The organism is Paenalicyclobacillus ferrooxydans (genome assembly GCF_001399675.1).
GTDB lineage: Bacteria > Bacillota > Bacilli > Alicyclobacillales > Alicyclobacillaceae > Alicyclobacillus_B > Alicyclobacillus_B ferrooxydans.
This window is the reverse complement of sequence record NZ_LJCO01000102.1, coordinates 1-678: the sequence shown is the minus strand read 5'-3', so window position 1 is coordinate 678 and position 678 is coordinate 1. Positions and strand designations below refer to the sequence as shown.

Annotated in this window: 1 protein-coding gene; it reads right to left on the bottom strand. The window is 48.5% G+C overall.

What is annotated here, in order from left to right; genetic code table 11:
- The coding region (locus tag AN477_RS22160; RefSeq protein ID WP_157062123.1) for an IS4 family transposase at positions 1-678 on the bottom strand (678 nt) is incomplete at both ends.

Sequence of the window (678 nt, the reverse complement as noted above, 5' to 3'; positions counted from 1 at the left end):
GTCAGGATAATAATCAAATTACCTTCACTGTCCAACGTCTCTATCCAACGCGTTGGATGAGTCATACTCCGAGAGGCGGATGAGCCGATCCTTACCACATCGTCCCGAAGAACAGGTGACCCCTGTGGTATCGTCCTTCTCTCGTACGTTTCAGCAATGCTTGTATTGTATCGGAGTCGGGTGACAAAACGCGTTCCCCCACGACAGTACTCATCAAACTTTCGGTAATCGACGTAGCCACGGTCAAATATGTAAAGTGCATCCCTGTCCAGTTCAATAAGACTGTCCATCTGCGTCCGGTCGGACGGCTTCGCTGGAGTTAGGATAGCCTTATCTGGGTGTACAAGCCCGTCTACGAAAGCCAGCCGTAAGTGTAATTTGACACCAGCATGGGTCGGAAGATACAGGGCCCAAGGGTATTGGGACAAACACAGCGTTATGGTGGAAGAGTCGACTAGGTTAATGCGACCTAATTGCTTCGTGGCCTTTTTCAGTCCAATTCTGCGAACAAGTTGCGCAATGCAATGTTGAAGAACAGCGTCTAAAAATGCCTGTTCCAAATGACGCAGCTTTCGTGACAACTGTGATGCACTGATGGACTGAATTCCGATTTCCGACTGGAGTTCCTTTGTCTCATTCAACTTACGGCTGAGTGATGTCAGTGACGAAATCTGATTG